Source organism: Pseudomonas sp. GW823-FHT06E10, from assembly GCF_058794995.1.
The window spans coordinates 22,490-44,308 of sequence record NZ_JBXAHJ010000010.1 but is presented as its reverse complement, the minus strand read 5'-3'; the positions used below and the strand labels follow the sequence as shown (position 1 = coordinate 44,308).

Here is a 21,819-nt window from a genome sequence, read left to right as displayed (position 1 = left end):
CCGCTTTGAAAACTTTGCGTAACAGCTCATGCCTGGCGGTGGGTTTACTGCTGTGTGGCTGTAATCCGTTGATGCAGGCGTCCCTGGATACCTTTAAAGCCGCCACACTGGGCGTCCAGCCGCTGCAGGTGACTGCAGCGCAAGTGGAGGCCGTGCCCTATGCGCAGATCAAGGTCACCACGGACGTCAGCGAAGGTGTGCTGGCGAAGCTTCGCCAGCAGGACGACCTGGAGTTCTGGGTCGCCTCCGGCAAGCAAGTGCTGTTGATGCGCGATGGTCTGGTCGTGCGCACTGTCGGCCTGAGCATCAATCTCGATGGCACGCGCTTCGACGGTGAGTCGCCGTTCAAGCGTGGCTTGCAGCAATTGCCCGACGGTTACAGCAGTACCCGCTGGATTGATGTCTATCAGGGTCCGCGGGTCGGACTGGCTGTTAACAGTCGTTTCAGTCGACAGGGCATCGAAACCGTCACCATCCTGGACAAGGACTATGCGTTGCAGCGCATAGATGAACGCGTCGACATCCCCGAGCTGGGATTCAAGGCCACCAACCGTTTTTGGGTCAGGCCTGACGATGGCTTGATCCTGCAGAGCGAACAACATCTCACGCCGGAACTTTTCTTGAAGATTGTGCAATTGCGCCCTGACCGGGAGACGGCTCGGTGAGATATTCGAAAACGCTATCGGCTTGCCTGTTGCTGGCAAGTTCTGCGATGACTCAGGCCGCTGTCACGGTCACGGGTGATGTACAAAACGCCGGATCCTTCACGTTCGTGCCAGGCACGCGCTTACTCGATGCCGTCAGCCTGGGACGCCCGAACGCCGAAAGTTACTGGTTGGCCGCCGCCTGGCTGCACCAGCCACTGTTGGAGCAGCAAACCCGCCTTAAGGCCGGCGTGCTGTTCGATCTGAAGTTGCTTCAACGTGGGGCCTTGCTTGAAGAAAAAAACAGCCTTGCGGCCCTGGCTGCGCGCCTGTTTGAAGAGGTCAGCCGACTGCCCGTTACCGGCCGAAAAGTCGCGGTGCTCGACCCCGTGGCGCTGGAGGTTGGGTTCGCCCGCAATTACTCGCTCAGTGACGGCGACCAGCTGATTTACCCTCTACGCCCGACGACGGTCACCGTCCTGGGTGCAGTTGTACAGCCCTGCACGCTGCCCTATCGCGCCCTGCGGCCAGCCCAGGAATATCTCAAAAGCTGTCTGCCGGTGACTGACGCAGATGCCGATTACCTGTGGTTGATTCAGCCCGATGGCCTGGTCAAGCGAGTCGGCAACGCCGCCTGGAACCGCGAAGACGGGGTGTTTGCCACCGCAGGCAGCACAATTCTAGTGCCTGTGAGAAACGATGATCCGGATCTGCCCACACCCGACTTGAACGAGCAGCTTGCTCAGTTTCTCGCCACCCAACCGCTGCCCGAGGTGGCCCCTTGAAGTTACGTTTTGCCGCCGTAGTGTTGTTGCCCTACAGCTTGGCTCATGGAGAGCCGCGTTTTACCCAGAATGATTTCGGTGGTGTGGGTTTGTTGCAAACCCCCACCGCACGGATGGCACCCGCCGGCGAATTCAGCTTGAACGCCAACCGGACAGACCCTTATTCGCGCTATAGCATTTCAATACAGCCCCTTGATTGGCTGGAAGGTAGTTTCCGTTATACCGCCATCAGCAACCGTAAATACGGGCCCGAGTCATTAAGTGGCGACCAGAGCTATAAAGACAAGGCGGTCGATGCCAAAGCCCGCCTCTGGCAAGAAAGCCACTGGTTGCCCGAGGTCGCGCTCGGTTTTCGGGATATTGGGGGCACCGGCCTGTTTTCCAGCGAATACTTTGTGGCGAACAAACGTTACTACAATCTGGATTTCAGCCTGGGCATTGCCTGGGGCTACATCGGTAACCGCGGAGATATCGAGAACCCGCTGGGGTACCTCGATGAGCGCTTTGATACACGCCCGGTAAACTCGGGCACGGGCGACGTCAATACCAACTCGTATTTTCGCGGCTCGCCCGCGTTGTTTGGCGGCGTGTCCTATCAGACGCCCTGGTCGCCCTTGAGCTTGAAACTCGAGTTCGACGGTAACGACTACAAGCACGAACCGCAAAACAATAACCAGGAGCAGGACTCGCCCATCAACATCGGGGCGGTGTTCAAGCTAAGTGACTCTGTCGATCTGACCGCCGGTTGGGAGCGCGGCAACACCGCGCTGTTCGGCATCACTTTTCATACCAACTTCGCCAGCCGCAAGGCGCCGGCCAAGCGCTACGACCCAGCCATCGAAGCGCTTCCGGCAAACGAGCCAACTGCGCCGCTCGACCAGGTCGACTGGGCGGGGGTTTCCAAACGACTGGAAAACAACGCCGGTTACAAGGTCGAACGTATTGCTCAACGCGATTCCGAGCTGATTGTGTATGGCGAGCAGTCGCGCTATTTCTACTCAGCCAAAGGTGTGGGCCGGGCCAGCCGGATTCTGGACAACAGCGCGAATGACGACATCGACTGGTTCACGATGGTGAACAAGCGTTACGACATGCCCGTGGAAGAAACCAGTGTGCCGCGCGAAACCTTCCGGGCTGTTGTGAACAACCAACAGGACCTTGCAGACCTGCACCGCACCACCGAATTGAACCGGGCCACGCCACACATTGAAAACACGCTGTACACCCAGGCACTCGAGCCTTTTACCTATGGTATCGGCTTGGGTTACAAGCAAAACATTGGTGGTCCTGACGGTTTGCTGTACCAGTTGACCGCTGATGTGGACGCAGAGTACCGCTTTACCCGCAACACGTGGACAAGTGGGGTCATAAGCACCAATCTCCTGAACAACTTTGATAAGTTCACGTACGACGCGCCGAGCAATCTGCCCCGAGTGCGGACCGATTTGCGCAAGTACGTCATCACCTCTGATGTAACAATGCCGACATTTCAGCTCAACCATGCCAAGCAATTGGATCAAGACTTGTATGGCATGGTGTATGGCGGTTATCTGGAATCAATGTTCGCCGGGGTCGGTGGTGAATTGCTGTACCGCCCCATGGGCGAGCGTTGGGCCGTGGGAGCTGATTTGAACTTTGTACGCCAGCGTGACTTTGACCAGGGTTTTGGTCTGCGCGATTACAACACCACGACCGGTCACATCACCACCTATACCGAACTGCCGTTCGACTTGCAGGCGGCGGTCAGTGTTGGACGTTACCTGGCGCGCGATTGGGGTGCCACGATCGATCTGTCGCATGAGTTCACTAACGGCGTGAAGTTCGGTGGCTGGGTCACCCGCACCACGGCCTCGTCAGAAGAGTTCGGCGAGGGTAGCTTCGACAAAGGTATCTATATCTCGGTCCCCTTCGACGAGTTGATGAGCGTCTCCACGATGCGTCGCGCCAACCTGGTCTGGGCTCCGCTGACCCGCGATGGTGGCGCGCGTCTTAACCGCCAATATTCGCTGTACACAATGACCAATGGCCGCGACAAAGATGCGTTCTATAAGAACTTTGAGAAAATCACCGAATGAGTTCGTTGTTCCTGGGTGTCACACAACTTCCCCTCTGGATACGCACTCTGTTTTTCATCAGCGTTAGTGGGGTCTTGCTGACAGCCGCTTTGCGAGCGCAACCGATTCCCGAAGGCTTTACCCAGGAAGACAAACTGCATCACTTTGTAGGTTTTTTCGCGTTGTCTTTTAGTTGCCAGTTGGTCTTCCTGTGGGTCAAGGCGCGCTGGATCGCCTTGGGCTGTCTGCTGACGGGGATCCTGATCGGCTTGATTGAGTGGCGATGTAAGCATCCAGTCAAACAGTCCGCTGAGCTCCTGGACACTTAAGACCACGGCTTCGTCCGTGAGCATAGTGAGAATTTGGAGGCTCTACCTATTGGCGAGGCCATCTTAATGCTGTCCGCAATAAATGACGGTTTCTCTTATACATTGGAATAAAGGACGCTTCTATGATCCGTAAATGTCTGTTCCCTGCTGCCGGCTATGGCACGCGCTTTCTGCCCGCCACCAAGTCGATGCCGAAGGAAATGCTGCCGATCGTCAACAAGCCGCTGATCCAGTACGGTGTTGAGGAAGCACGGGATGCCGGCCTGCAGCACATGGCGATCGTCACCGGGCGCGGCAAGCGGGCGCTGGAAGACCATTTCGATATCAGCTACGAGCTGGAGCATCAGATTCGTGGTACCGACAAGGAGAACTATCTCAACGGTACCCGCGAGTTGATGGATACCTGCACCTTCTCTTACACCCGTCAGGTGGAGATGAAGGGGCTGGGGCACGCCATTCTCTCTGGCCGTCCGTTGATTGGTGATGAGCCGTTTGCGGTGGTGCTGGCGGACGACCTGTGCTTGAACCTGGAAGGCGATGGTGTGCTGTCGCAGATGATCGCGCTCTATAAGCAGTTCCGTTGCTCGATCGTGGCCATTCAGGAAGTACCCAACGACCAGACGCACAAGTACGGCATCATCGCCGGCGAGCAGATTCGCGAAGGTATTTACCGGGTTAACAGCATGGTTGAAAAGCCTAAACCGGAAGATGCCCCGTCCAATCTGGCCATTATTGGTCGTTACATTCTGACGGCCGATATCTTTGACTTGATTGCTGATACCGAACCCGGCAAGGGCGGTGAGATCCAGATCACTGACGCGTTGATGAAGCAGGCACAAAGCGGTTGTGTCCTGGCATACAAGTTCGAAGGTCACCGCTTTGACTGCGGCGGAGCGGAAGGTTATATCGACGCGACCAATTTCTGTTATGAGAATTTGTATAAGAAAGGCCTGTAACCGGTAATTTTCAGCTCTTGGGTGCCGCGTTTCTGAGCGGCCATAAACCTTTTGCAAGGCAGACCACTATGAACGCTTCCAGATCACCGATCGACTCTGTCTATAAATCGCTGGACCCTTTTGCACCGGGCAATATGGTTTTGGGGCAGGAGTTCACCGAGGGCAACAGTGGATTGATGGCCTGGTTGCGGACGTACGAAAGAGCACCCTCCTCTACCTCCCCTCAACCCAGATTGCTGGTGGAACGCATCGGGCTTTTCCCCTCCTCCGGGGACATTCGATGTGCAGTCAGTAATCCGACTGCCGTACTGACGCATCTTCATTCGTTGTACGCCAGTAAAGCGCTGGACGTAGACGAGAGCGACGGCCTAAGCCTGACGTTCACTGAATGGCGCTTCAAGATCCACCTCTCGCAGACCGAGCCAGAAATCGTGCTGAACGTTGAGAGTCGTGGTGATGTTGCGCTGATGCAGTTGAAAACTGCAGAGCTGCTGGCCCGGATTGATGAGAAAAGCAGTAGTGAGTCCTAGCTCCACCCTCTTGCCGGGACTCAACATCACGCCAATCGCTATAACCGTGACGGCCCGCCAGAAGTGCGCCAATGAGGCTGCATAAAAGCCTTTTCTGCCCCCGACAGAGTCACTGCCAGCGAGTTCAAGACCCCCTCGGCGGTGTACTTGGGAATGCTCGTACTCAGTAGAATCCCCGCTAGCCCCAGCGCCAGGGCCGGCAAAGGAATTTTGCGGATTTCCCTTCTCTCCAGCCTGAAAAGAAAGACGCACGCCGCGGCTGATCCCACAACCGCCCCGGCAATCGCTTCCGGCAGAGGATGAATCGTCTGACCGACATACTGGATGCTGAACCACCAGGTCGACAGCAGCCCCGCTCCCAGCGCCAGCCATCGAAGGCGATGATCCAGTTGGCGCAACAGCAAACTCAGTACAACGGTCGACACCAGGCAGGCGTTCATTGCGTGGCCACTGATGACCGCGATATCCAGGCTTTCCAGGCCGATTCCCCAGCCCTTGAAAAGCACTTTACTGAAACCTACGACGAAATAGGCTACGAACAGTACGCCTAGCCATAAGAGGGCGAGTTTTCTGGATGCCGTGCACCATAACCAACCCGCGACGACCATGGCCGCTGGAAGCATGACAGTGATTCCGGCGTATTGTGCGATGTACAGTTTTGACTCCAATCTACTTCCTCACGCCTGATGCAATTTTCCAGTGTAATGGACACTGGGCGCGTGTTCAGTAGATACAGCGCTCATCGATCCGAAAAGCACTTCAGACGGTTCTCTACGACAAGCACCGAATAACTCGCGATGTGCATTGCCAGTCCGTCCTCTACCAGCGCGTCCAGCAAGGCAGCCTGTGCCGCGAAGCGCAGGTCGCGGTTGAGTTTTCGAGAGGCGTGCATCTGATCGATCAGAACATGCGTCACTTGATAAGGAGTGTTAACCCTCAGACGTCCCAGCCAGACAGGTAGTTTTTTTGCAGTTTTAGTCTGCTTGATATCCTGTACGCCTGTTGCCTTGTCCGAAGAGGAGCTTTTCGAAACTTCCACGATCTCTTCAAACACGTTGGTCAACTTTTTTAATGCGTAGCCGAGCATCAGATCATCAAACGCATCCAAAAACATATACCTCTTCACTTTGTGAAGTCATTTCTACCATGCAAACACTTGCTATTATCACACTACACTTTATTCGCTTTATATATTTGACGTATTCTAACGATCACACCTTATTAGATAACACCCCACCAACAACAAGATTACCTTCGCGACAACTTAGTGGACTTTTTATAACAATCACTGAGGGCGCAACCAAACTATATAGAATTCAAAAATTTAGCGGTATTACACCCAGGACACAGTGAGCGTTATCAGAAGATTCAGGTGTCAGGTGATCTGATTGCAAGGCGATAACCGTCAGATGAGTTGAACCTGTGAGCCCGCCTGGCATCCTATTTATCGATACCGCCCCCCACCTTTCAAACACCTGTTTTCAGGTTGTTGCCACAGGGGGCATTGATACACGTACACGCCCTTGAGTGGCTGTCAGCGCTCGGGTAATGTCATCAGACCCATAGGACAGAGCACGCCCATGACTTCCAAGCTGGAACAACTCAAACAAATGACAACCGTGGTTGCCGACACCGGCGACTTCGAAGCTATCGCTCGCGTTAAACCCGTGGACGCCACCACCAACCCTTCCCTGCTGCTCAAGGCCGCGGCCATTCCTGCGTATGCCGAGCTGCTGAACGCCTGCGTCAATGACTGCAAGGGTGATGTGGGCCTGGCCAGCGACCGTTTTGGCGTGGCCGTGGGGCAAGAAATCCTGAAAGTGATTCCGGGCCGTATTTCCACCGAAGTGGATGCGCGCCTGTCGTTCGACACTGATGCCATGCTCAAGCGTGCGCATCGCCTGATCGAGCTGTACGACAAGGCCGGTATTGGCCGCGACCGCGTGCTGATCAAGATCGCGTCCACCTGGGAAGGCATCCGTGCTGCCGAGATCCTTGAAAAGGAAGGCATCCAGACCAACCTGACCCTGCTGTTCTCCTTTGCCCAGGCGGCCGCCTGTGCCGACGCCGGGGTGTTCCTGATTTCGCCGTTCGTGGGCCGTATCTACGACTGGTACAAGAAAGCCAACGGCAACGACTACACCGGCGCGGATGATCCGGGTGTGCAGTCGGTGACGCGCATCTACAACTACTACAAGGCCAATGACTACAAGACCGTGGTCATGGGGGCGAGCTTCCGCAACCTGGGCCAGATCGAGCAACTGGCCGGCTGTGACCGCCTGACCATCAGCCCGGACCTCATCGACAAGCTGGCCGCGGACACCGGCAAGCTGGAGCGCAAACTGGCGCCTGGCCATGCCGGTGAAGCGCGCCTGAGCCTAAACGAATCGCAGTTCCGCTGGCTGTCCAACGAAGATGCGATGGCGACCGAGAAACTCGCCGAAGGCATTCGTCAGTTCGCGCGGGATCAGGAGAAGCTCGAGGCGTTGTTGCAGGCCAAGCTGTGAGCTGAGCGGGTGTAATGCAAAAAGGGCGAACCTGTGAGGGTTCGCCCTTTTTTGTATGTGTTTGGTGACTGGCAGGACGCCATCGCGAGCAAGCTCGCTCCCACAGGAGTTCGCGGGATGACTGAGGTCGTGTGCTAAACGAGGACCTGTGGGAGCGAGCTTGCTCGCGATGGGGGTCTGGCTGACCCACATCATTTCAGGGGATCAATGGCGTTCGAGCGCATTCACCAGGTCATGGAAGGCTTCACGATTGGTGTCGTTCAGGCCCATGAGGATCTTGTGCGCTTCGAGCACCTTGATCCGCACCACTTCTTCGGACTGATCCTGGTCTGGCAGGTCGTCCAGGCATTCCGGGCACGGCACCGGCTTGTCAACGATGTTGAACACCTGCTCGAAGCCCATGGACTGCAGCAGCCGCGTGATGTCTTCGTGGGTGGTGACGACGGTCGGCAGCAGGCCAACCTTCTGCCGCGACAGGATCGACAGCTTGGCCAGCAGGCCAAGTGTGGTGCTGTCGATGCTGCGGGTTTCGGTCAGATCGATCACGATCGAATTGAAATTCAACGCGCTGAAGATCCGCTCAATAGTCGCATCCAACGCCGAACACAGGGTCAGGCGAACTTCACCGACGAACTTCAGGACGAAGGTGCCATCCTGCTCGGCGAACTGGATTCTACCGGTACTCATCAAAGATTCCTGCTCAACACCAACAGGGCGATATCATCCGGCATCTCCCCTAGCGTGGCCAATCCAAAAACCTGCCGCAGCCCATCCAGGGTGCCGCCCGCAGCCTTGACCCGTTGGGGCAACGCCGCTTCTTTCTCTTTGAGTGTGGGTTCTGGCAAAAGATCCAGAATGCCATCAGACATCAGCGTCAGGCTGAACGTCGGTGGCAGTTCCAGCACATGGTCTTCGTAGGTGGCTTCGTTGAAGAGGCCCACCGGCAGACCACGCCCTTGCAGATAACGAACACTGTCTGGCGTGTACAACACTGGCAACGGCAAATGACCGCCGATGCTATAGGTCAACAAACCGGTCTCCTCGTCGATGACTCCACCGACCATTGTGACGTGTTTACCCAGCTTACAACTGATCAGGCCCCGGTTGATATGACCAAGAACCTCTGAAGGCTTGAATTCCGGCAGGGTGCCGCTGCGCTTGGACTCGAACAGCAAGCGCGTGGTCATGAACTTCAACAGCACGGTGACGAAGGCTGAGGAGGCGCCGTGACCGGAAACGTCCGCCAGGTAAAAGGCGACCCGTCGCTCGTCGACCCGGAAGTAGTCGACGAAATCACCCGACAGGTACAGCGACGGGATGATCTGGTGAGCAAACTTGAACTCGTCGATGGTCCAGGGGCTGACCGGCAGCATGTTCATCTGCACCTGGCGACCGGCGTTCTGGTCCTCCTGGAGCAGGTTCAGGCTGGCTTCGAGTTCGCGATTGGCCTTCTCCAGCTTCTCGCGGTAGCGCTGGTTCTCCAGCAGCAGGCGCGCACGATCCAGGGCCCGGCGCACAGAGTGCTCGAGCACAGCCAGATCTTCGAGAGGCTTGATCAGGTAGTCCGCCGCGCCCAGGCGCAGGGCTTCGACCGCGTCATTCATCACGCCGGCACCCGACACCACAATCACCGGGGTTTGCGGCGACAGTTCGGTGACCTGGCGAATGAGTTCGAGTCCGCCCATCTGCGGCATGCGCAGATCGCAGATGACCAAGTCGGGCTTGTCTTGCTCGAATACCTGAAGACCCTGCTGACCATTGCTGGCCTGCAAGACGCTGAAACCACTGTCTTCCAAATAGGCGGCGAGGCTCGCGCGCACTACTTCGTCATCATCGATTATCAGCAGCGTGGCACTGGTTTTTGGCATGTGGGCAAACGGCGCCAGAATTAGGTTGGCGTAGCAGGCGGGGATTTTGGCCCGGCGCTGACTACTGGATTCGCTTTCTAGCCTCTCTGTCGCACCGCTTTCGGGCAATTGCCCTACACACGTGTTCACCAGAGGTGCCCTTCTAAGGCGCAGACGGTACTCCCATCCGCGGGGCGTTTCAAGCTCACGCCGATGGTCGCTTGACGTCTTTATTTGTCAAATCACCGAGAGTTATAAGAACAGGCAAATCCGTAACCCAATGGAAGGTTCGAACCTGCGAGTCAAACCGGCCGGGACTACAGTGAAAACCGCGATTTCATCCGCATGCGGGTCTTCGCAGACAAAAAAGGCGGCCTTGATGGCCGCCTTTTTCAGTTTACCGGTCGAGATCAAAAATCGTCTTCGACCTGACCGTCTTTCACCTTGAATTCACGGTTCTGCAAGTACGCATTACGGATGAAGGTGTACTTGTCGCCGGTGATCAGCTTCTCGCTCGACAGCAGGTTGGCACGGGTATCGATGATGTCCAGGGCGTAGAACGAGTTACGCACCGGAACGTCGTTTATGTAACGATAAGCGCCGGTGTAGCTGTCGACGTACTTGGACGGCGCATCACGCAAGGTGCTTGGCCCCAGCAGCGGCAGCATCACGTAAGGGCCGCTGCCGACACCCCAGTAGCCCAGCGTCTGACCGAAGTCTTCGTCATTGCGCTGCAGGCCCATTTTCGTGCCGACATCAATGACGCCCAGCAAGCCGAAGGTGGTGTTGAAAATGATTCGCGCGGTATCAACGCCTGCGGCACGAGGTTTGGCCTGCAGGATATCGTTGGCCAGGTTGCGCACATCGCCGATATTACGGAAGAAGTTGTGAACGCCGTCTTCGACAAACTGCGGCGTCACGTACTCGTAGCCCTGGGCCAGGGGTTTGAGCGCGTAGGTGTCGATCACGTCGTTGAACTTGAAAATCGGGCGGTTGACGCTTTCCCAAGGATCCTCTTCCGTGGCGGCCTGGGCAGCGAACGGAACCAGCATCACACTGGCGCATACACAAATCCTGGCTAGATGATTGCTCCAGCGCATAGAAAAAAAACTCCTTGGTTTGTACTGGCTCGGGCACTTGGCCCAGGCAATAAGTTGGCAAGTATAAGACGTAAACGCCGTTTAACGCACTTTGTACGAGATCCACACGGAAGGAATCGTGCCAAATGTGAGCGTTTCACATCCATGTCATTCAACTGTCACCGTCGTCCACTACCCTTCAGGCTATTTCAGGGACGTCCACATGCCGCTCGCCGAAGCCTTGCCCCAAACCGCACCCAGCCTGACCGCCGTACTGTTCGGTCTCAGTGGCTGCCTGGTGGATTTCGGCGCGCACACGCACCGGCACGGCAGCCACTCGGCCGAACACGCCGAGGCCACGCCCGGCGCACTGGATAGCCTGCGCAGCTTGCAGCGCCAGCAAATCCCCTGCGCCTGGCTCGATGAACTGCCCCCTGCCCTCAGCCAATCCCTGGCCGCTGCGCTGCCGGAATGGATCAAACCCTCGCAACATTCAGCTACAAACAACCCATGGCCCGCCCCGAATGCCTGCTGGCACGCCTTGATGACCCTGAACGTCGAGCGACTCGACGGCTGCGTACTGGTGAGCGGTGAACCCCGTTTGCTGCAGGCGGGGCTCAATGCCGGGTTGTGGACCATCGGCCTGGCGTCCTGCGGCTCGCTGTGCGGGCTGGCGCCCCAGCAATGGCAAGCGCTGCCCCCGCAGGAGCGCGACATCAAACGCGCCAAGGCGACGATGCAACTGTTTGGTCTGGGCGTGCATTCGGTGATCGATCACCTCGGTGAACTCGATACCTGCCTGGCCGATATCAGCTTGCGTCGGCTCAAGGGCGAAAAGCCCTGATCGAGATCATGCACGTTGGGCGCGAGTGGATTAATCTAAAGGTCAGACATCGACCTTTGGCCTGCCGCCATGGTCTATGCCAGTGCCTATCGATAAAAGAAGGAAGAACGCCATGCCTGCCCGCGAACTGCAAGAACAGCTCAATGCCCTGCGCGAGCAATTGGAACAGAATCCTCCATTGTCCGAAGCCGAACGCGCAGAGTTGAACGAACTGATGCAACAGATCGAGTTGAAGCTTGAACTCGAAACCAAAACCCAGGATTCCAGCCTCGCCGATGGCGTCAACCTGGCCGTGGAACGCTTCGAGCTCGAACACCCTACCCTTGCCGGCACCCTGCGCAACATCGGGCAGGCCTTGGCCAACATGGGGATCTGAAACCAGCAATGCCCTTGTAGGAGCGAGCTTGCTCGCGCCTACAGGGTTTCGTTACTGACGGACCAGGCGATGGTTCGGCAGCTGCACCTCTTCAGTGCTGCGATACGGGTTGATATCCAGCCCGCCACGACGCACATAACGCGCATACACCGTCAGTTTCTCTGGCTTGAGCAACCGCTGCAGGTCGAGGAAGATCCGCTCTACACACTGCTCATGGAAGTCCGAGTGCTGGCGGAAGCTGACGATGTACTCGAGCAGGCTCGCGTGATCCAGCGCCGCGCCACGGTACTCCACCGCGACGCTGCCCCAGTCCGGCTGGCTGGTGACCGGGCAGTTGGACTTGAGCAAATGGCTGTGCACGCTCTCCTCGACAATGCGAGAATCATCGCAACGCAGCAGTTCCGGCCGTGGATGCTCGTAGTTGCTGACGCTGATATCCAGTTCATCGATGCACACGCCCGGCAAGGCCACGACGCCTTCGCTCTCGACCTCCTTGAGACTGCGAATGCGCACACCCACCGGCTTGCCCGCAGCCGCCGACAAGTCCTTGGCCAGCGTCGCCTCAAGGCTCGCGGTATCGGCAAACGGCGTCTGGTTCAGGGAGTTGAGATAGAGCTTGAACGACTTCGACTCGATGATGTTCGGCGAATCCGCCGGAATGCTGAATTCGCCGATCGCCACCACCGGCTTGCCCGACGGCAGCAGCCAGGACAGCTCGAAGCAGTTCCAGAAGTCCACGCCTTTGTACGGCAGGGTTTGCGCCGTCAGGCCCAGCTCCGCCCACTTCGCGGTGCGCGGGATCGGGAACAGCAAGGACGGCGTGTAGGTGGCGATGTATTCGCTGGACTTGCCCAGCGGCGAGTGTTCGGCTGCGGGATGCATGGCGGAAACCTGACTGAAGAATCAGCGGATTCTATCAGCCTTTGCTCCCGCCTTTGAGTGCTTACTGACTGACAGTCAGTTTGCCGACCATGCCGGCCTGGTAATGACCGGGAATATTGCAGGCGAACTCAAGGCTGGTGGCCTTGCTGAAGGTCCAGGTCAGCTCGGCGGTCTTGCCCGGTTCCACCAGCACGCTGTTGGGGTCATCATGCTTCATGCCGTGGTCCATTTTGCTGTGATCCATGCCGGCCATTGCCTTCATACCGGTTGGCGCCAGCATGCCGCTCTGTTGCATCTGCAACATTTCCTGCTGGTGCCTGGCGTGCAATGCCGCATCCCCCAAGTTGAACTCATGCAGCAACTGGCCTTTATTGACCAGCACGAAGCGCACGGTTTCCCCGGCCTTGATATCGAGGGACTTCGGCGCGAAGGACATGTCCCCCATCACCACCTCGATGCTGCGGGTCGCCTTGGCCGCCGAGGCCGGTTGACCGAAATCGTAGGTATGCCCGGCGTCTGCCCACACCGGTGAACTCAGCGCCAGCAAACACAGGATTTGCGCCACGGATTTGCGTAAAAACATCGTCATACTCCAACAAGTTAAGGCTCAGCATGCGCAAAACTCTAAACTGCTGCCACTGCCCGTAACCTGACAACCAGATTACAACTTTGTCAGGTTGCCCTGTGCGAATGCTGCCCACGGTATAAAGCCTTCGTTCCACTTGCCATGAGTCGCCCATGAAACTGCTGATCGTCGAAGACCAACCGAAAACCGGCCATTATCTGCGCCAGGGCCTGACCGAGGCCGGGTTCAACACGGAACTGGTGGCCGACGGCAACACCGGCCAGCAATTGGCCCTCAGCGGCGAATATGCCCTGCTGATTCTTGATGTGATGCTGCCGGGTCGTGATGGCTGGCAGATTCTGCAAGCGGTACGCAGCGCCGGCCTGGACACGCCGGTACTTTTTCTGACCGCCCGTGACGCCGTGGAGGACAGGGTTCACGGCCTCGAACTGGGTGCCGATGACTATCTGGTCAAGCCGTTTGCCTTCTCCGAACTGCTGGCCCGGGTCCGCAGCCTGTTGCGTCGCGGCAGCACCACGCCGCAGGAGACCAGCCTGCAACTGGCCGATCTGCGCCTGGACCTGATCCGGCGCCGGGTCGAACGCAGCGGCCAGCGTATCGACCTGACCGCAAAGGAATTCGCCCTGCTGGAAATGCTCCTGCGCCGCCAGGGCGAAGTCCTGCCCAAGTCGCTGATTGCGTCCCAGGTCTGGGACATGAATTTCGACAGCGACACCAATGTCATCGAGGTGGCGATCCGTCGCCTGCGCCTGAAGATCGACGATGAATTCCCCAACAAGCTGATCCATACCGTACGCGGCATGGGCTACGTCCTTGAAGAGCGTCCCGCCTGATGCGCCGTCTCTCCTTGAGCAGCCGCCTGGCCCTGCTGTTTGCCGCATGCACCGCCGTGGTGTCGTTGTTCGCCGGGGTGCTCTTCAGCCGCGCCAGCGAGGCGCACTTCGTTGAACTCGACCAGCAACTGCTGGACGGCAAGCTGATTGGCTTGCGTCGGGCCCTGCACGACTTACAGTCGAGTGACAGCGAAGTGAAACTGGCGGAGGAATTGAGTCGGCAGGCTGACCTGTCCCTGCGAATCACCGGCAGTGACGGCCAGCGCTGGTATGACAGTTCGACCAACATTCCCCAGGCACTGCCGCGCCGGTCCGGATTGTCGACGGTGAGCCATGAAGGCACAGATTACCGCGTCCTGAATGCGCCGCTTTTCGCGGACAAACCCGAGTCACCGCAACTGACTCTGCTGCTGGACATCACCCATCACCAGCACTTTCTGCAACGCATGCAGCATTTGATCTGGCTGACCGTCGGCCTGTCAGCCCTGGCCACCGCACTGCTGGGCGCCTGGGCGGCACGCAGCGGTTTGCACCCGTTAAGGCGGATCAGCGCGGTGGCCAGTGGTGTTTCCGCGCAATCGCTGAACTCGCGACTACCTGAAGAAAACATGCCGCCGGAACTGGCGGAAATGGCCCACAACTTCAACGCCATGCTCGGACGCCTCGACGACTCGTTTCAGCGCCTGTCGGCCTTCTCCGCCGACATTGCCCATGAACTGCGCACGCCATTGTCGAACCTGCTGACCCACACCCAGGTCACCCTCACCCGCCCTCGCCCCATCGAGGACTACCGCGAAGCCCTGCACAGCAACCTCGAAGAGCTGCAATGGATGGCGCAACTGGTCAACGACATGCTCTATCTGGCCAAGGCTGACCATGGACTGTTAATCCCCAAGCGCGAACCGCTGGAACTGGGACAGGAAACGGATCTGCTGCTGGAGTTTTTTGCGCCGCTGGCGGAAGACGCGCAGGTAAAACTGAGTCGCGACGGCAATGCCCGCATCGAAGGTGACCGCAGCATGTTGCGCAGGGCTCTGTCGAACCTGCTGGACAACGCACTGCGGTTCACGCCGGTCGATGGCGAGGTTCGGGTGCGAATCGTCGATCAGCCCAAAGAGTTGCGCCTGACTGTTGAAAACACCGGCCAACAGATTTCCAAAGATCTATTGCCGCGCCTGTTTGACCGGTTTTACCGGGCCGATCCTGCGCGTCGTGAAGGCAGTAGCGAACATGCGGGACTGGGACTGGCGATCACCCAGTCGATCATCCGTGCCCATGGCGGGCAGATTCGTTGCGAATCGGAGAATGGGCGGACGCGGTTTGTGATCGAGTTGCCAAGGGGGGATTGAGGCCGGCAGGTCCAGCCTCATCGCGAGCAAGCTCGCTCTCTCAGTTGACCGAGTTGACTCAGATCTACTGTGGGAGCGAGCTTGCTCGCGATGGCGGTGCTACTGGTTACGAATATCTAAGCGCATGAGCCGGCTCGATCTTCGCCGCACGCCAGGCCGGGTAAACCGTGGCCAGGAAGCTCATGACAAACCCCGCCGTGCAGATCAGCGCCACATCCGCGCCTTGCAACTCAGACGGCAGGTTACTGACGAAGTACACGTCGGAACTGAAGATGTGCTGCCCGCTGACCCGCTCGATCCAGCCCACGATCTGGCTGACGTTCAGCGCGGCGATCACGCCCAATACACCGCCAATCAAGGTGCCGACGATGCCGATCACGGTGCCCTGCACCACGAAGATCGCCATGATCTGCCGTGGCGTGGCGCCGATGGTGCGCAGGATCGCGATGTCCGCCCCCTTGTCGTTCACCACCATGATCAGGGTCGCGATGATGTTGAACGCCGCCACCGCGACGATCATCAGCAACAGCAGGCCGATCATGGTTTTTTCCATCTTCATCGCGCTGAACAGGCTGCCCTGGGTGTGGGTCCAGTCGTCAGCCTTGTAGGCAGCGCCCAGCCCCGTGGCGATGTCGTTCGACACTTGCGGCGCGGCATACAAGTCCTTCACCGCCAGGCGCACGCTCTGCACCTGATTCGGCTCCCAGTGCTGCATCTGCGCGGCATCGGCCATGTGGATCAGCGCCATGGTGCCGTCCAGTTCCGCACCGACCTTGAACACGCCGACCACATTCAGCCGCTGCATGCGCGGGGTAATGCCGCCCGGCGCATTGCTGACCTCAGGCACGATCAAGGTGATCTTGTCGCCCACGTTCAAACGGAAGCGGCGCGCCGTGATCTGCCCGATCACCACGCCGAATTCGCCCGGCTTCAGGGCTTCCAGGCTCCCCTGAACGATGTGCTTGGCGACGATCGACACCTGGCCTTCCAGCGCCGGGTCGACACCGCTGACCTGGATCGGCTGCATCGTGCCCTTGTAGGACAGCATGCCCTCCATCTCGGTGAACGGCACCGCCGCCGTCACTTCCGGGTTTTTCATCGCGGCCGCCGCCACGGGCTTCCAGTCGTCAATCGGGTTCACGCCGACGATGGTGGCGTGCGGCACCATGCCAAGGATGCGCGAGCTCATTTCGCGCTGGAAGCCGTTCATCACCGACAGCACCACGATCATCGCCAGCACGCCGAGGGCGAGGCCGATCATCGAGGTCATCGAGATGAAGGAAACAAAGCGATTGCGGCGCTTGGCGCGGGTATAGCGCGTGCCGATAAAGATCGATAACGGTCTGAACATTCGCTGGGGCACCGTATAAAAATAAAAGACCCGACGCACCTTTCGGTCGCGTCGGGTTTCAATCCGTTAGATGGGAGTCAGGCAACCTTCCTGCAAGTGCAGGACGCGGTCCATCTGGCGGGCGAGGTTCATGTCGTGGGTCACCACCAGGAACGCCGTGCGCATCGAGGTGCTGAGCTCCAGCATCAAGTCCTGGATCCCCTGGGCGGTGTGGGAATCGAGGTTGCCGGTCGGCTCGTCGAGCATCACCAGGCCCGGATTGTTCACCAGGGCGCGGGCGATGGCCACACGCTGACGCTCACCACCGGACAGTTCGGCCGGCTTGTGCTCCAGGCGATGACCCAGCCCTACCCGCTCCAGCAACGCCTTGGCACGCTGACGCGCTTCGGGGATCGCGGTCTTGCCGATCAGCAACGGCATGCAGACGTTCTCCAGGGCGGTGAATTCCGGCAGCAGGTGGTGGAACTGGTACACGAAGCCGAGGGCGCGATTACGCAGCAGGCCGCGTTTCTTCTCGCTCAGCGCCGACAGTTCTTCACCGTCGAGCCAGACGCTGCCCTTGGTCGGTGTATCGAGGCCGCCCAGCAGGTTGAGCAAGGTACTTTTGCCCGAGCCAGACTTGCCGACAATCGCCACACGCTCGCCCGGGTGCAACTCCAGTTGCAGGCCGGCCAACACTTCCACCGATTCCGGGCCTTCCTCGTAGGATTTGCCCAGGCTGCGGCAGCTCAAGATTGCTTTATCACTCATACCCGACTCACTCATAACGTAGCGCCTCCGCAGGCTGGGTGCGCGCGGCACGCCAGGCTGGATACAGGGTGGCGAGGAAACTCAGGACCAACGCCGCGGAGCAGACCATTACGACGTCCTGGCTCTGCACCTGCGACGGCAGGTAATCGATGAAGTACACGTCGGCGTTGAGGAACTTGTGCCCGATCAGGCCTTCGAGGACCGAGATCGCGGCGCTGACGTTCAGCGCCGCGAAGATCCCGACCACCGCGCCGATCGCGGTACCGACTACGCCGATGACAGTGCCTTGCACCATGAACGTGCGCATGATCGTGCCCGGTGTGGCGCCCAGCGTGCGCAGGATCGCGATGTCGCCCTTCTTGTCATTCACCACCATCACCAGCGTGGAAATGATGTTGAACGCAGCGACGGCAACGATCAGCAGCAGCAACAGGCCGATCATGGCTTTTTCCATGCGGATCGCCTGGTACAGGTTGCCGTGGGTGCGGGTCCAGTCGCGGGCGTAGTAGCGGTCTTCGCCGAGGTCGCGGGCGATGCTCCACGCGGTGCGCGGCGCCTGGAACAGATCGTCGAACTTCAGGCGCAGGCCTTGGACCTGATCCGGTTTCCAGCGGTGCAGCCGGGCCAGATCCTGCAGGTTGGTGACGCCAAGATAGCCATCGAGCTCACCGGCGCCGACATGGAAGATGCCGACCACGGTAAAACGCTTCATGCGCGGGAACATCCCGGCCGGGGTCACCGTGACTTCGGGCGCGACGAAGGTCAGCTTGTCGCCGATGGCCGCACCGAGCTTGGCCGCAGCCTTGTCGCCGATGACGATGCCGAACTCACCCGGCACCAGGTCGTCGAGTTTTCCCTGGGTCATGAATTGATCGATGATCGACACCTGGCGCTCTTGCGCCGGGTCGATGGCATTGAGCAGGACTTTCGAGACCTTGCCGTTATTGGTCAGCAAACCCTGCATTTGCGTAAACGGCGCCACGGCGGTCACCTGCGGGTTCTGCTTGATCTTCGCGGCCAGGCCTTGCCAATCGCTGATCGCCTCACCGGACTCGATGGTCGCGTGGGGCACCATGCCCAGCACGCGGGTGCGCATCTCATGATCGAAGCCGTTCATCACCGACAGCACCACGATCATCACGACCACGCCAAGGGCGAGCCCGATCATTGAAGTCAGGGAAATGAATGACACAAAATGATTGCGACGCTTTGCACGGGTGTAACGCGTGCCGATAAATACGAAGAGAGGTCTGAACATGTCGGGGCTTGTTCGGAGGGAAAAGGAACGTCCTTGTGGCGGGGGTCGATAACCAGCTTTACACTCAGACCACCGCCGCTACCATGGGTTCGCCATGTCGACATTAGATGAAGAAGATCGCCGCGAATACTACCGTATCGAGGATACGATCGCACTGGAAATTCGGCCCCTGTCCGCTACTGAAGCCACAGGCCAGGAAGTGTTGCAGGATGCTTCCCCGCTCTTCAACTTGCTCAGCGAACTGCACCTGAGCGAATTCGAGTCGCAACACCTGTTGCGTCAGATCAGCGAACGCGACCGGAACCTCGCGGCGTTCCTCAAATCCCAGAACAAACGCATCGACTTGCTGAGCCAGGTGATCGCCATCACCGCGCTCGGGCAGATCGGCGAACCGCAGCCGGTGATCATTTCCGAAGGCGGCATCGACTTTCAGCATCCATCGCCCATTGCCGCCGGCGCACGCCTGTCGGTCAAACTGGTGCTGATGCCGCAGGCCCTGGGCCTGCTGCTGCGCGCCCGCGTCACCCATTGCGACCGCAAGGGCGACGGCTATGACGTCGGCACCGAGTTCGAACACCTGACCGACGCCCAACGCCAACTGCTGGCCCGCCACATCTTGCAAAAGCAGGCCCAGGAACGACGCCTGGCCCGCGACCAACTCGAATCAGGCAATTAAATTAAGGAAGAACCGTGACCCTCATCTACGGCCATCGCGGCGCCAAGGGCGAAGCACCGGAAAACACCCTGACCAGCTTTCAGGAATGTCTCAAGCACGGCGTGCGTCGCTGCGAACTGGACCTGCACCTGTCCATGGACGGCGAGCTGATGGTCATCCACGACCCGAGCCTCAAACGCACCACTGACCGTCGCGGCAAGGTCGTCGAACACACGGCGGCCGAGCTTGTGACGTATGACGCACGCAAGGGTGGCCCGGGCTGGATCAAGCCGTGCCCGATTCCGACGCTGGAACAGCTGTTCGAGCAATGCGACTTCGATCACTGGCAGCTGGAAGTCAAAAGCGCATCAAGGATGCGTGCCGCAACTACCGTGCTGGCGATTCGCGAAATGGTGCAGCGTCATGGCCTGATGGACAAGGTGACCATCACCTCGAGTTCCCGTGAAGTGCTCAAGGCTGCGCTGGAGTTGGTGCCGGACGTATCCCGCGGGCTGGTGGCCGAGTATGCCTGGCTTGACCCACTGAAGGTCGCCGCCAGCTATGGCTGTGAGATTCTGGCGCTGAACTGGACCCTGTGCACGCCGGAACGCCTGCAAAGGGCGCAGCGTCAGGGGCTGCATGTGTCGGTATGGACCGTCAACGAGCCCGCGCTGATGCGCAGACTCGCCGACTTCGGCGTTGACAGCCTGATTACAGACTTTCCCGGTTTGGCCACCGCCACGCTCGAGAATTGCTGAAATCGGTCTCCCCGGCCGGCTCAGGCCACCGGCCGGAGCCCGTCAAAAAAGCCGGTTGAGGCCGTCGTACGCGGCTACCCGATAGGCTTCGGCCATGGTCGGGTAGTTGAACGTGGTGTTGACGAAGTACTTCAACGTATTGAGTTCGCCCGGCTGGTTCATGATCGCCTGACCGATGTGCACGATCTCCGACGCCTGATAACCGAAGCAGTGAACGCCCAGCACTTCCAGGGTTTCACGGTGGAACAGGATCTTCAGCATGCCTTGCGGCTCGCCGGCGATCTGCGCCCGCGCCATGCTCTTGAAGAAGGCCTTGCCCACTTCGTACGGCACCTTGGCCTGGGTCAGTTCCTGCTCATTCTTGCCGATCGAGCTGATCTCCGGAATGGTGTAGATGCCGGTCGGCACGTCATTCACAAAGCGCCAGCTACCGTTATCGACGATGCTGCCAGCGGCCGAACGACCCTGGTCGTGGGCGGCACTGGCCAGGCTCGGCCAGCCGATCACGTCACCGGCGCCGTAGATGTTCGGCACGCAGGTGCGGTACGCCTCGTCGACTTCGATCTGGCCACGGCTGTTGACCTTCACGCCGATGTTTTCCAGACCCAACTGATCGGTGTTACCGGTACGACCGTTACACCAGAGCAAGGCGTCGGCCTTGATCTTCTTGCCGGACTTGAGGTGCAGGATCACGCCGTTGTCCACGCCTTCGACGCGGTCGTAGTCTTCGTTGTGGCGAACCGTGATGTTGTTGTTGCTGAAGTGATAACTCAGGGCCTGGGAAATTTCCGAGTCGAGGAAGCTCAGCAGTTGCCCACGGTTGTCCACCAATTCAACCAATACACCCAGACCGCTGAAGATCGAGGCGTATTCGCAACCGATCACGCCGGCACCGTAAACGATGAGTTTACGCGGGGTGTGGCCGAGGCTGAGGATGGTGTCGCTATCGTAGATACGCGGGTGGTGGAAATCGATGTCCGCCGGGCGATAAGGACGCGAACCGGTGGCGATGATGATGTGCTTGGCCACCAGTTTCTCGACCACGCCGTTGGCGCAGACCACTTCGATGGTTTGCTCGTCGGCGAAGCTGCCGGTGCCGAAGAATACGTCGACGCGGTTACGGGCGTAGTAGCCGGTACGCGAAGCGACTTGCTTGGAGATGACTTTCTCGGCGCTTTTCAACACGTCCGGGAACGAGAACCAGCGCGGCTCACCAATGGCCCGGAACATCGGGTTGGTGTTGAACTGCATGATCTGCCGCACCGAGTGACGCAGTGCCTTGGACGGGATGGTGCCCAAGTGAGTGCAGTTGCCGCCGACCTGGCGACGGCTATCGACCATCGCCACCTTGCGCCCTGCCTTGGCGGCGTTCATTGCCGCGCCTTCCCCTGCCGGGCCGGAACCCAACACCACCACGTCGTAGTTGTAGACAGCCATGCGTACTCC

At 58.9% G+C, this 21,819-nt stretch carries 24 protein-coding genes; 13 read left to right on the top strand and 11 right to left on the bottom strand.

Annotated elements, in window-relative coordinates; translation table 11 throughout:
* Window positions 1-5: 5 nt before the first annotated feature.
* The 6 genes from AC1Q6Y_RS17280 to AC1Q6Y_RS17255 all read left to right on the top strand — a co-directional run bounded on the left by AC1Q6Y_RS17280 (window position 6) and on the right by AC1Q6Y_RS17255 (window position 5,298).
* On the top strand, window positions 6-665 hold the full coding sequence (locus tag AC1Q6Y_RS17280) for a YjbF family lipoprotein (protein ID WP_057715627.1): 660 nt from the start codon (window positions 6-8) through the stop codon (window positions 663-665).
* A complete protein-coding gene (locus tag AC1Q6Y_RS17275) occupies window positions 662-1,429 on the top strand; it encodes a capsule biosynthesis GfcC family protein (RefSeq protein ID WP_492624855.1) in 768 nt (255 codons plus the stop codon). Before AC1Q6Y_RS17280 ends, AC1Q6Y_RS17275 begins: the two co-directional genes overlap by 4 nt.
* A complete protein-coding gene (locus AC1Q6Y_RS17270) occupies window positions 1,426-3,504 on the top strand; it encodes a YjbH domain-containing protein (protein WP_489340105.1) in 2,079 nt (692 codons plus the stop codon). Before AC1Q6Y_RS17275 ends, AC1Q6Y_RS17270 begins: the two co-directional genes overlap by 4 nt.
* On the top strand, window positions 3,501-3,812 hold the full coding sequence (locus AC1Q6Y_RS17265; protein ID WP_492624854.1) for a VanZ family protein: 312 nt from the start codon (window positions 3,501-3,503) through the stop codon (window positions 3,810-3,812). The genes AC1Q6Y_RS17270 and AC1Q6Y_RS17265 overlap by 4 nt, the downstream gene beginning before the upstream one ends.
* A gap of 122 nt (window positions 3,813-3,934) precedes the next feature.
* Window positions 3,935-4,768, top strand: a complete 834-nt coding sequence (gene galU / locus AC1Q6Y_RS17260) for a UTP--glucose-1-phosphate uridylyltransferase GalU (protein WP_057715631.1) — start codon at window positions 3,935-3,937, stop codon at window positions 4,766-4,768.
* A 68-nt stretch (window positions 4,769-4,836) separates the two neighbouring features.
* Window positions 4,837-5,298: a mannose-1-phosphate guanylyltransferase gene (locus tag AC1Q6Y_RS17255; protein ID WP_492624853.1), complete on the top strand. Its 462-nt coding sequence runs from the start codon at window positions 4,837-4,839 to the stop codon at window positions 5,296-5,298.
* A 38-nt stretch (window positions 5,299-5,336) separates the two neighbouring features.
* Here AC1Q6Y_RS17255 and AC1Q6Y_RS17250 read toward each other — a convergent pair whose 3' ends face one another.
* Both AC1Q6Y_RS17250 and AC1Q6Y_RS17245 read right to left on the bottom strand, forming a co-directional pair.
* Window positions 5,337-5,966 (bottom strand): hypothetical protein, encoded by a 630-nt coding sequence (locus tag AC1Q6Y_RS17250; protein ID WP_407515305.1) that lies wholly within the window; start codon window positions 5,964-5,966, stop codon window positions 5,337-5,339.
* Window positions 5,967-6,037: 71 nt separating this feature from the next.
* Window positions 6,038-6,412, bottom strand: coding sequence for a hypothetical protein (locus AC1Q6Y_RS17245; protein WP_492624852.1), 375 nt, complete (start codon window positions 6,410-6,412; stop codon window positions 6,038-6,040).
* Between the two features lie 466 nt (window positions 6,413-6,878).
* On the opposite strand from AC1Q6Y_RS17245, the gene tal reads away from it, so the two are divergent.
* On the top strand, window positions 6,879-7,805 hold the full coding sequence (gene tal, locus AC1Q6Y_RS17240; protein ID WP_057715632.1) for a transaldolase: 927 nt from the start codon (window positions 6,879-6,881) through the stop codon (window positions 7,803-7,805).
* A 204-nt stretch (window positions 7,806-8,009) separates the two neighbouring features.
* On the opposite strand, the gene rssC is transcribed toward tal, so the two are convergent.
* The 3 genes from rssC to AC1Q6Y_RS17225 all read right to left on the bottom strand — a co-directional run bounded on the left by rssC (window position 8,010) and on the right by AC1Q6Y_RS17225 (window position 10,752).
* Window positions 8,010-8,492, bottom strand: a complete 483-nt coding sequence (rssC, locus tag AC1Q6Y_RS17235) for an anti-sigma factor antagonist RssC (RefSeq protein ID WP_057715633.1) — start codon at window positions 8,490-8,492, stop codon at window positions 8,010-8,012.
* Window positions 8,492-9,673: a two-component system response regulator RssB gene (gene rssB, locus AC1Q6Y_RS17230; RefSeq protein ID WP_057715634.1), complete on the bottom strand. Its 1,182-nt coding sequence runs from the start codon at window positions 9,671-9,673 to the stop codon at window positions 8,492-8,494. Before rssB ends, rssC begins: the two co-directional genes overlap by 1 nt.
* Before the next feature lie 389 nt (window positions 9,674-10,062).
* Window positions 10,063-10,752, bottom strand: a complete 690-nt coding sequence (locus AC1Q6Y_RS17225) for an MlaA family lipoprotein (protein WP_090454130.1) — start codon at window positions 10,750-10,752, stop codon at window positions 10,063-10,065.
* Window positions 10,753-10,954: 202 nt separating this feature from the next.
* Between AC1Q6Y_RS17225 and pcrP the strand changes: the two genes are divergently transcribed.
* Window positions 10,955-11,575, top strand: coding sequence for an HAD superfamily inactivated hydrolase PcrP (gene pcrP / locus AC1Q6Y_RS17220; RefSeq protein ID WP_492624851.1), 621 nt, complete (start codon window positions 10,955-10,957; stop codon window positions 11,573-11,575).
* 112 nt (window positions 11,576-11,687) lie between these two features.
* Window positions 11,688-11,951, top strand: coding sequence for a DUF4404 family protein (locus AC1Q6Y_RS17215; protein WP_057715637.1), 264 nt, complete (start codon window positions 11,688-11,690; stop codon window positions 11,949-11,951).
* 51 nt (window positions 11,952-12,002) lie between these two features.
* Here the strand turns inward: AC1Q6Y_RS17215 and queF are convergent, their stop codons facing one another.
* Entirely contained in the window at window positions 12,003-12,833 is an 831-nt protein-coding gene (gene queF, locus AC1Q6Y_RS17210) for an NADPH-dependent 7-cyano-7-deazaguanine reductase QueF (RefSeq protein ID WP_090454128.1), read from the bottom strand.
* 61 nt (window positions 12,834-12,894) lie between these two features.
* On the bottom strand, window positions 12,895-13,416 hold the full coding sequence (copI, locus tag AC1Q6Y_RS17205) for a copper-resistant cuproprotein CopI (protein WP_057715639.1): 522 nt from the start codon (window positions 13,414-13,416) through the stop codon (window positions 12,895-12,897).
* Between the two features lie 155 nt (window positions 13,417-13,571).
* On the opposite strand from copI, the gene AC1Q6Y_RS17200 reads away from it, so the two are divergent.
* Window positions 13,572-14,252, top strand: a complete 681-nt coding sequence (locus tag AC1Q6Y_RS17200; protein WP_057715640.1) for a heavy metal response regulator transcription factor — start codon at window positions 13,572-13,574, stop codon at window positions 14,250-14,252.
* Window positions 14,252-15,601, top strand: a complete 1,350-nt coding sequence (locus AC1Q6Y_RS17195; protein ID WP_492624850.1) for a heavy metal sensor histidine kinase — start codon at window positions 14,252-14,254, stop codon at window positions 15,599-15,601. Before AC1Q6Y_RS17200 ends, AC1Q6Y_RS17195 begins: the two co-directional genes overlap by 1 nt.
* 106 nt (window positions 15,602-15,707) lie before the next feature.
* Here AC1Q6Y_RS17195 and AC1Q6Y_RS17190 read toward each other — a convergent pair whose 3' ends face one another.
* The 3 genes from AC1Q6Y_RS17190 to AC1Q6Y_RS17180 form a co-directional block, all read right to left on the bottom strand.
* A complete protein-coding gene (locus AC1Q6Y_RS17190; protein WP_090454120.1) occupies window positions 15,708-16,952 on the bottom strand; it encodes a lipoprotein-releasing ABC transporter permease subunit in 1,245 nt (414 codons plus the stop codon).
* A 66-nt stretch (window positions 16,953-17,018) separates the two neighbouring features.
* Complete coding sequence (lolD, locus tag AC1Q6Y_RS17185) at window positions 17,019-17,702, bottom strand: lipoprotein-releasing ABC transporter ATP-binding protein LolD (protein WP_167362852.1); 684 nt, start codon at window positions 17,700-17,702, stop codon at window positions 17,019-17,021.
* Between the two features lie 7 nt (window positions 17,703-17,709).
* Entirely contained in the window at window positions 17,710-18,960 is a 1,251-nt protein-coding gene (locus AC1Q6Y_RS17180) for a lipoprotein-releasing ABC transporter permease subunit (protein WP_492624849.1), read from the bottom strand.
* Window positions 18,961-19,054: 94 nt separating this feature from the next.
* On the opposite strand from AC1Q6Y_RS17180, the gene AC1Q6Y_RS17175 reads away from it, so the two are divergent.
* Both AC1Q6Y_RS17175 and AC1Q6Y_RS17170 read left to right on the top strand, forming a co-directional pair.
* On the top strand, window positions 19,055-19,636 hold the full coding sequence (locus tag AC1Q6Y_RS17175) for a PilZ domain-containing protein (RefSeq protein ID WP_102668917.1): 582 nt from the start codon (window positions 19,055-19,057) through the stop codon (window positions 19,634-19,636).
* A gap of 14 nt (window positions 19,637-19,650) precedes the next feature.
* Complete coding sequence (locus AC1Q6Y_RS17170) at window positions 19,651-20,373, top strand: glycerophosphodiester phosphodiesterase (RefSeq protein WP_218496690.1); 723 nt, start codon at window positions 19,651-19,653, stop codon at window positions 20,371-20,373.
* Window positions 20,374-20,415: 42 nt separating this feature from the next.
* Here AC1Q6Y_RS17170 and sthA read toward each other — a convergent pair whose 3' ends face one another.
* Window positions 20,416-21,810 (bottom strand): Si-specific NAD(P)(+) transhydrogenase, encoded by a 1,395-nt coding sequence (gene sthA, locus AC1Q6Y_RS17165; protein ID WP_007984277.1) that lies wholly within the window; start codon window positions 21,808-21,810, stop codon window positions 20,416-20,418.
* Between the last annotated feature and the right edge of the window lie 9 nt (window positions 21,811-21,819).